At 71.6% G+C, this 7,568-nt stretch carries 12 protein-coding genes and 1 pseudogene; 4 read left to right on the forward strand and 9 right to left on the reverse strand.

Annotated features, from left to right (window positions below; translation table 11 throughout):
• Window positions 1-85: 85 nt before the first annotated feature.
• Window positions 86-436 (forward strand): ArsR/SmtB family transcription factor, encoded by a 351-nt coding sequence (locus FGF04_RS31020; RefSeq protein WP_149514697.1) that lies wholly within the window; start codon window positions 86-88, stop codon window positions 434-436.
• Between the two features lie 61 nt (window positions 437-497).
• On the opposite strand, the gene FGF04_RS31025 is transcribed toward FGF04_RS31020, so the two are convergent.
• From FGF04_RS31025 to FGF04_RS31040, 4 genes are all read right to left on the reverse strand, one after another.
• Window positions 498-1,307 (reverse strand): class I SAM-dependent methyltransferase, encoded by an 810-nt coding sequence (locus FGF04_RS31025; protein ID WP_149514698.1) that lies wholly within the window; start codon window positions 1,305-1,307, stop codon window positions 498-500.
• Window positions 1,308-1,365: 58 nt separating this feature from the next.
• Window positions 1,366-1,896: a GNAT family N-acetyltransferase gene (locus FGF04_RS31030; protein WP_149514699.1), complete on the reverse strand. Its 531-nt coding sequence runs from the start codon at window positions 1,894-1,896 to the stop codon at window positions 1,366-1,368.
• A gap of 77 nt (window positions 1,897-1,973) precedes the next feature.
• Window positions 1,974-2,855: an LLM class flavin-dependent oxidoreductase gene (locus tag FGF04_RS31035; protein ID WP_149514700.1), complete on the reverse strand. Its 882-nt coding sequence runs from the start codon at window positions 2,853-2,855 to the stop codon at window positions 1,974-1,976.
• Between the two features lie 48 nt (window positions 2,856-2,903).
• Window positions 2,904-3,182, reverse strand: coding sequence for a GntR family transcriptional regulator (locus tag FGF04_RS31040; protein WP_149514701.1), 279 nt, complete (start codon window positions 3,180-3,182; stop codon window positions 2,904-2,906).
• A 147-nt stretch (window positions 3,183-3,329) separates the two neighbouring features.
• Between FGF04_RS31040 and FGF04_RS31045 the strand changes: the two genes are divergently transcribed.
• Together FGF04_RS31045 and FGF04_RS41405 are read left to right on the forward strand one after the other, a co-directional pair.
• Window positions 3,330-3,530 carry a hypothetical protein gene (locus tag FGF04_RS31045; RefSeq protein ID WP_149514702.1) on the forward strand — a complete coding sequence of 67 codons (201 nt, stop codon included), beginning with the start codon at window positions 3,330-3,332 and terminating at the stop codon, window positions 3,528-3,530.
• Window positions 3,527-3,889: a hypothetical protein gene (locus FGF04_RS41405; protein WP_235882590.1), complete on the forward strand. Its 363-nt coding sequence runs from the start codon at window positions 3,527-3,529 to the stop codon at window positions 3,887-3,889. The genes FGF04_RS31045 and FGF04_RS41405 overlap by 4 nt, the downstream gene beginning before the upstream one ends.
• Here the strand turns inward: FGF04_RS41405 and FGF04_RS31055 are convergent.
• The 5 genes from FGF04_RS31055 to FGF04_RS31075 all read right to left on the reverse strand — a co-directional run bounded on the left by FGF04_RS31055 (window position 3,867) and on the right by FGF04_RS31075 (window position 6,803).
• Window positions 3,867-4,490 (reverse strand): OmpA family protein, encoded by a 624-nt coding sequence (locus tag FGF04_RS31055; RefSeq protein WP_149514703.1) that lies wholly within the window; start codon window positions 4,488-4,490, stop codon window positions 3,867-3,869. The two genes, FGF04_RS41405 and FGF04_RS31055, sit on opposite strands and share 23 nt — an antisense overlap.
• A gap of 2 nt (window positions 4,491-4,492) precedes the next feature.
• Window positions 4,493-5,083, reverse strand: coding sequence for a hypothetical protein (locus FGF04_RS31060; protein ID WP_149514704.1), 591 nt, complete (start codon window positions 5,081-5,083; stop codon window positions 4,493-4,495).
• Window positions 5,084-5,097: 14 nt separating this feature from the next.
• The gene (locus tag FGF04_RS31065; protein ID WP_149514707.1) at window positions 5,098-5,706 is read right to left on the reverse strand and encodes a pilus assembly protein TadG-related protein; all 609 of its coding nucleotides are present in this window, start codon (window positions 5,704-5,706) and stop codon (window positions 5,098-5,100) included.
• On the reverse strand, window positions 5,703-5,915 hold the full coding sequence (locus FGF04_RS31070; RefSeq protein WP_149514708.1) for a hypothetical protein: 213 nt from the start codon (window positions 5,913-5,915) through the stop codon (window positions 5,703-5,705). Before FGF04_RS31070 ends, FGF04_RS31065 begins: the two co-directional genes overlap by 4 nt.
• Before the next feature lie 135 nt (window positions 5,916-6,050).
• Complete coding sequence (locus tag FGF04_RS31075; RefSeq protein WP_149514705.1) at window positions 6,051-6,803, reverse strand: response regulator; 753 nt, start codon at window positions 6,801-6,803, stop codon at window positions 6,051-6,053.
• Between the two features lie 211 nt (window positions 6,804-7,014).
• Here FGF04_RS31075 and FGF04_RS31080 point away from each other — a divergent pair.
• Window positions 7,015-7,568: pseudogene (locus tag FGF04_RS31080) on the forward strand (helix-turn-helix domain-containing protein); the annotation flags it as partial.

Here is a 7,568-nt window from a genome sequence, read left to right on the forward strand (position 1 = left end):
GACATGGGGGCCACCATACAGGAACACATGAATAGGTCTTCATTCGTTCCGATGCCGGGCGCGACGGTCTCGCTACGATGGCGGGATGGGGCACGGAGTCGATGCGAAGAGCAGCACCCGCGAGCGTCTGGACGCCGTGGGCGCCGCGGACGTCGCCGCGACGCTCCAGGCCCTGGCCACGCCGTCCCGGCTGCGCATCCTGGCGCGCCTGCGGGAGGGCCCGTGCGCGGTCGGCGAACTCGCCGAGGCGGCGGACCTGGAGCAGTCGGCGTGCTCGCACCAGCTGCGGCTGCTGCGGAACCTGGGGCTGGTCACCGGGGAACGGCGGGGCCGGTCGATCGTGTACGCGCTGTACGACCACCACGTGGCGGAGCTGCTGGAGCAGGCGCTGCACCACGTGGAGCACCTGCGGCTGGGGCTGCGGGACGGGGTGTGACGGTGACCAAGGCGTACCGGCGCTGATGCCGTGACGGCCGGTGCTGCTACGGCAGGTGCTGCTACGGCCGGGGGCCGGGTTTGCAGGCCTCGATGAGGTGGCGGGAGCTGTGGGCCACGAACGGGCCCTCGGCGGTGATCTGTTCGTGCAGCCGCAGCAGCCGGTCCCGGTACCGCGCGACGGTGAAGTCCGGCACCATCCACACGACCTTCCGCAGGAAGTGCACGACGGCCCCGACGTCGAGGAACTCCATCCGCAGCCGCTCCGCCCGCAGGTCGACGACCTCCAGGCCCGCCGCCTCGGCCCCGGCGCGCTCACGGTCCGGGTGACGGTGGTTGCGGTGGTCCTCGGACTTCGACCCCAGGAAGTACTCGACGACCTCGAAGGCGCTGGCGGGGCCGACGTGCTGGGCGAAGTACGTACCGCCGGGGCGCAGGACGCGGGCGATCTCCGTCCAGTGCGGTGTCACCGGGTGCCGGCTGGTGACGAGGCCGAACGCCCCGTCGCCGAACGGCAGCGGGGCGTCCTGCGGCGAGGCCACGACGACCGCGCCGCGCGGATGGAGCAGGGCGGTGGCCCTGGCGACGTTCGGGGGCCAGCCCTCGGTGGCGGCGGTGAGCCTCGGCAACTCGGGCGCGGACGCCAGGACTTCGCCGCCGCCGGTCTGGATGTCGAGGGCGGCGTCCGTGTGGGCCAGCCGCTCCGCCATGGCCCGGGCGTACCCCCAGGAGGGGCGTTGCTCGGTGGCCCGCCCCTCGAACCAGGAGAAGTCCCACCCTTCGGTGGGGGCGGCCTCGGCCTCGGCGACGAGTTCCTCGAAGGTGCGTGGGCCGGTGGTGTCCGATGCGTCCGTCGGGTCCGTCTGGCTCATCGGGTGATGGTGGCAGGAGGCGGGCGCGGGAGGCGACGGATTTACCGGCGCCCGGCGGTCACTCCCCGGCCGGGGGCCCGTCGAGCCCGTCGAGTACGAGGAGGTCGTGGACGTCCTCGCCGTGCCGGAGGGTGCCGGTCTTGCGGAAGCCGTGCCGTTCCAGGAGGCGGACCGAGGCGGTGTTCCCGGTGAAGGGGTCGGCGTACAGGGGGCGGTTGCCCTCCTCGCGGAGGAAGAGGCCGAGGGACTCGGTGCCGATGCCCCTGCCCCAGTAGGGGCGGCCGAGCCAGTAGCCGAGGAAGCGCCGGTCCTCGCCCGTGGCCTCGTCCGGCTCCCACCAGGCGACGATGCTGCCGGCCGGGGCGTCGTCCACGTCGACCGTCCGTACGAGGACGGTGGGATCGCCGAGGATGCGGGTGGTCCAGTGCGTCATGAAGCGGTCGCGGGGCCGCGCGGGGAACCGCGACCGCCGGGTCGCCTCGGGGTCCTGTTCGTACGCGAAGAGGACCGGCAGGTCGGTGTCCCGTACGGGGCGCAGCCGTACGCGTGGGGCGGGCGGGGTGGACTGTCCGTGCGCGTCGTCGCTCATGCCGGGGCAGTCTGGCACCGGGCACTGACAATCGGGACCGCGCGCTTCCGGACCTCCGGGCTTCCGGGCTTCCGGGCTCAGGGGACGAGGGGGCGTACCTTTTCGGCGGCGAAGCGGATGAATCCCTCGGGGTCGGGCTCGTCGGCGGTGGGCTGGAGGATGACGGTGTCGGCGCCGGCCTCCGTGAGGCGCTGCACCGCCTCGGCGACGGCGGCGGCGTCCCCGGCGACGCCGAGGTCCGGGACCGACGCCACGCCCTCGGCGCGCTGCTCGGCCCGGAGGCGGGCGGCGGCGTCGGAGCCGGTGGCGGTGAGCAGGTAGACGACGACGCCGTGCGGGGTGCGGGCGTCGGTGCGGGAGGCCGACGCGCGCCCCTCGTCGATGAGGCGGCGGGCTTCGCGTACCCCCTCGGGCGAGGTGTTGGCGGTGAGGATGGTGCCGTCCGCCGCTTCTCCGCTGAGCTTGAGGGAGCGGGGTCCGGTGGCGCCGGCGAGGACCGGCACCGGGCCGGGCGGAGGCCAGTCGAGGGCGACGCCGTCGAGCTTCACGTACCGGCCGTCGGTGGTGACGCGTTCTCCGGCGAGGAGGGCGCGCAGGGCGGTGAGGTACTCGCGCAGGAGGGTCACCGGGGACTCGGCGCGGGCTCCGACCTGGCCCATCCAGTCCTGCACGCCGTGTCCGACGCCGAGGACGGGGCGCCCCGGGAAGAGCCGGTGGAGGGTGGCGGCCTCCATGGCGGTGACGGCGACGTTGCGCAGCGGCACGGGGAGGAGGCCGACGCCGACGCGGAGCCGGTCGGTCCACGCGAGGGCGGCGGCCGCCGCGGAGATGCCGCCTTCGAGGAAGCAGTCCTCCCAGAGCCAGAGTTCCTCCAGCCCGGCCCCGTCCGCGGCACGCGCCAGGTCACGCAGTCGCTCCGGGGGCAGCTGGGGCCGGAAGACAGCACCGAGTGTGGTCATGAGCTGTTCCTACCCTCGCCCCGGACGACCTTCAACCTGTTTACCGGATCACCCGGGCTGGTCCGGCTCCGGCAGCGGATCCGCGACGAAGGTGCCCTTGCCGTGGACGGTGACGATGAGCTGCCGCTCCCGCAGCACCTGTGCCGCGCGGCGCACCGTCAGGTACGCGACCCCGTACTCGGTGGCGAGGTCGCGCTCGGGAGGCAGCCGGGCGCCGGGCTGCAGCTCACCCGCTGCGATACGCGCAGCGACGTGATCAGCGATGGCGACGTACACAAGTTGCGGCCCTTGCGGGTCAAAGTCCGGAATCTTGTTCTGGTCACTCATGAAGCCACCGTAAGCACGCTCGACCTTTAGTAACCGTCAGTGAGCTATACATAGCTTCACCGAGCTTGTACCGTCGGGGCGCAAGAGACCCCGGCGACGGATGTGAGCCGTCCCGGGGCGCGGTCGACGCCCTGAAGGAGCGCCAACGTGCTGGACCTTACCCTTCGCCTGCTTGCCCGAGTGCTGCACGTCTGTACGCCGCGGCCCCGGGGCCGTCACCGGCTCGGCGCGCTGCCGCCGCTGCGGTTCGTCCCCCTCCCCCCACCCCGCTCCGCGGACGACCGGCTGCGGCGCGGGGGCCGCCGCGCCACCCGCATCCACGGCGGCGTACAGGTCGCGTCCCGGTGACGCGCCCCGCGGTACGGATGTGCGCGCGCTGCGAGCGCACCACGACGGAACCGGTCCTGGTGCACGAGGTGCACGCCGCGACGGGCCCCGGCTTCAACGTCTACGCGTGCCGGGAGTGCGCCGACCACTACCCACCGCGCAGGGACCCGTACGAACGCGTGGAACCCGACACACGCCGGTCCCGCCTCACTCTGCGCGTCTACCGGATCGACGCGGACGGGAACGTGGCCGACGAGCGGGACAGGATCGACGTACTGGTCCGCAGTGACGAGGTACCGGTGTGGCGCACATCGGCGTTTCCGCCGTGCGCATGCCCTCGCTGCCGGGTGCGGACCGTCACCCCTCCTTCGGGAACGTGACCTCCACGCGGCGGTTCTTGCGGCGGCCCTGTTCCGAGGTGTTGTCGGCGATCGGGTAGTCCTCGCTGTAGCCGCGTACGACGAAGGTGACGTCCATGCCGCCCAGGTTCGAGGCCAGTTCCTCGTGGACGACCTCCGCCCGCCGCTTGGAGAGGGTGAGGCCGTGGGCGTACGAGCCGAGGTTGTCGGTGAAGCCGAAGACGCGGACGTTCGTGGCCTTCTGCGTCTTGATCTCGTCCGCGATCGCCGCGATGCGGGCATTCGCCTCCGGGTTGAGCTTCGAGCTGTCCTTCGGGAAGAGGACCTCCGCCTGGAGCGCGAACGTCACGTCCTCGTTCGTGTCCTCGCGGCGCTCCTCCCCGCCGAGGTCCTCGACGACCGACTTGATGTCCAGCACCCGCGCGGCCGCGAGGGTCGCGCCGTCGGCGAGCTTCAGCCCGGGGCTGTTCGCGTCGACCTCGGGCGGCGGTGAGGTGCTGACGCTGCCCGGCGGGGCGCTCGGGTCCTCGTCGTCCGCATGGACCGCGGTCAGGGGCGTCATGAAGACGAGCGTGGTGAGGGCGGTGAGGGTGACCGACGTGGCGCGGGGAGTGAGCGGCATGGTCACTCGCCCTCGGGGAGTTCGATGGAGGCGGGCGGCATCGTCGGCACCTGGAACTGCACCTCGTTCGTGCCGTCCGGAGGCGCCGGGAACTGGGCGAACCAGTCCGCGCTCTGCCCCTGGTCGATGCCGCCCTCGAACTTCGTGCACAGGCAGCGTCCTTCGGTGTCCCGCAGGACGAAGTACTTCTTCTTGCCCGCCTGGTCGACGACGCTGGCGCCCGCCAGGGACCCGCCGTTCTTCTTCAGCTCCGTCTCGTCGCTCTTCCACTCGCTGGCGAGCCAGATCCCGGACGTGGCGTTCGTGACCTTGCCCTGGACCGTGAGGAAGCCGCCCTGGTCCCGCTCGGCGGAGGTGACCGTGAGCGTGATGCCGTTGCTCTTCACCTCGGCCAGCGTCTGCTCCGGCTCGGCCTCCGCGGACCCCTTGTCCTGGTCCTTGTCGCCGCCCTTGGCCGGAGCGGAGGACGAGGCCTTGTCGGACTTGTCGTCGTCACCGCCCCCGCCACAGCCGGCCACCGAGAGGACCAGCCCCGTCGTGATCGCCACCGCGGTCAGTGCCCTGCGGCTCCGCATGGTGTGCCGAAAGTCCATCGGACGGCTTCCTTTCACTCGGCCAGATGCACAGAGAACAGCACGGACGCGTCGGGAAGGTCGTCCAAATCGAAATCTTCAGGGTCTATTTCCACCGGCTCGCCGTTGCAGTCCAACGTGACGGGTTCCGTGGGGTCGGCGTCCAGGTCGAAGTCGCAGCGGGATTCGATGACGGCGGTGGCGTCCGCCTTGGCGTGCTTCGTCTCCGTACCCGGAATGATCGAGTCGCCCACCGTGAAGTTCGTCTCGACGGCCACCCGGAACCCGGGCAGCCCGCCGACGGTGGTGGGCTGGGCCCCGCCCTGGACGGTGGAGTCGTTCTCGGCGGCCAGTTCCTGCGCCGCGGCGGTGGCACCGGCGCCGTCGAACCCGTCGCCGTCGAGCCAGTCCAGCCAGTCGTCCTCCACGCCGATGGTGCCCTCCAGGCCCTCCATCAGCTCGTCCCGCGCGCTCTGCGCCGCGGCCAGCGCGGCGGCGTCCGCCGCGGACTGTGCTCCGTTCCGGGCGGACGCCGCCTGGGCGAACGCGAAGAACGCGAACGCCGCGAAGAGCAGGATGACCGTCAGCCAGATGTAGAGGGGGAGAGTCGCCCCACGGTCACCCCGCGGAGCGGGCGGGGTCAGCCACCCCCGATGACGTCGTTGACCGCGTTGCCGATCGCCTGCGAGATCTTGCCGTCCAGGCCGAGCTGGTCGATCAGGGTGTAGATCCCCGCGATGAGGATCATCAGGCCCGCGTACTCCACGAAGCCGGCCCCCTGGTCCCGCTCCCGGCCCCGCATACGACCGGACACGTTCCGGGCCCAGGCCTCCACGGACCGTTCCACGCCCATCGCTGTCCTCAGCGTCCAGTCCTTCGCCACCATGGCCTCTTCCCTCCCACCTGGAACCACTACCTTCCCGCGCACCGTACGTGAGAATCCGCCTACTGCGGGTGGGTCCGGGGGCCCAACTTCCCGTGGTCGGAGTCACCGGTTCCACCCCCCGTGGGCCGTGCCCAGCCAGTGGGCGATCGCTTCGCTGCGCGTCGCACTGTGCAGCTTCGCGAAGATGCGGTTGATGTGGTTCTTGACCGTCTTCTCGCTGATGAAGCACGTGGCGGCGATCTGCTGGTTGCTCATGCCGGCCGCGATGAGATCCATGACCTCCACCTCCCGTGAACTCAAGTCGTGGATCGGACGGTTGTGGCCGCGCCGGAGGAGTCCCGGAGCGAGGGCAGGAAGAGCCCTCGACGACTGTCCCACAACCGATTGCATCTGCGAAGAGAATTGGTTCGGTTCGTACGAAACTCCGAGCGAATCCGACACATCGGCGGCGGATGAAGTGAAAGTGGCCATTCCCGCGCGCACGTCCCGTACCGCGCCGATCAGTTCCTCCGCGGTGAACTCGCCGTGCACCAGGTAGCCGGCCGCGCCCAGGCGCAACGCCTCGGCCACCACCTCGCGTTCGCGGCTGTACGTCAGCATCATCACGGGCGCGAGCCGGGCCAGCGGGGGCAGCGCGGTCAGGCCGTCCGTGCCGGGCATGCGGACGTCCAGCAGGACCACGTCGGGGCGGTGGCGGGTCGCGAGCGCGATCGCCTCCTCGCCATCGGACGCCCGGGCCACCACTTCGATGTCCGGGTGGGCGTCCAGCAGGGCCGCGAGGCCGGCCCGGACGACCGGGTTGTCGTCGGCCACCAGTACGCGCAGGAGCGGGCCGGGAAGTGCCTGGTCAGGCATGTGCGGCCTCCTCTTGGGGAGAGGGAGAGGCCCTCCCGCCTGCGTCGGCGTGCCCTCACCCGGGCGAGTGAACATACCCAACTTGGCTGGCTTTGTGCCCCATTGCCTGCCCTACGCTCGGCGCGACACGACACCAGACATGCGACGGCCCTCGCCGGGACGGCAATCCCAGTGCGAGGGCCTGACCACCAAGGAAGTAAGAGGCTTCCCGATGGATACGCAGAACCCTAACGCGCCCTCGTCCGCCCGGTCCTGGAACGCCCCCGACAGGCCCCCGAACCGACGACACCCGCAGCCGCCCGGCTCGGGCCACGGCGGCCTCACCCACGACAACGCCCGTCACCCCACCCGCTACACGGTGATCGGCAACCACCTGGCCCAGCACACGGAACTCTCCGGGCTGGCCATCGGGCTCGGCGTCCACATCCAGTCGCTCCCCGGCGGCGCCCGCGTCGACATCAAGACGCTCACCGCGCGCTTCCCCGAGGGGTCGACCCGTATCGCCGCAGCCCTGCGCGAACTGGAGGCCCACGGCTACCTGCGCCGCGAACGGCATCGCATCCCCGGCGGCCGGATCGTCACCCGCACGATCCCCTGCAACCGCCCGGGCCACCGCGACGCCCCGGCGGCCGCCGCCCCCACCCGACCGGAGGAACCCAAGGCCTCCGAGATCACCGAGAACGCGGAGAGCCCCGAGAGCCGCGAGAACCCCGAGAGCCCGCAATGCCCGAGAGGCCGCCGTACGAGCCAGCGCGGCCCAAGAAG

This window comes from Streptomyces apricus (assembly GCF_008369065.1).
Classification (GTDB): Bacteria; Actinomycetota; Actinomycetes; order Streptomycetales; family Streptomycetaceae; genus Streptomyces; species Streptomyces apricus.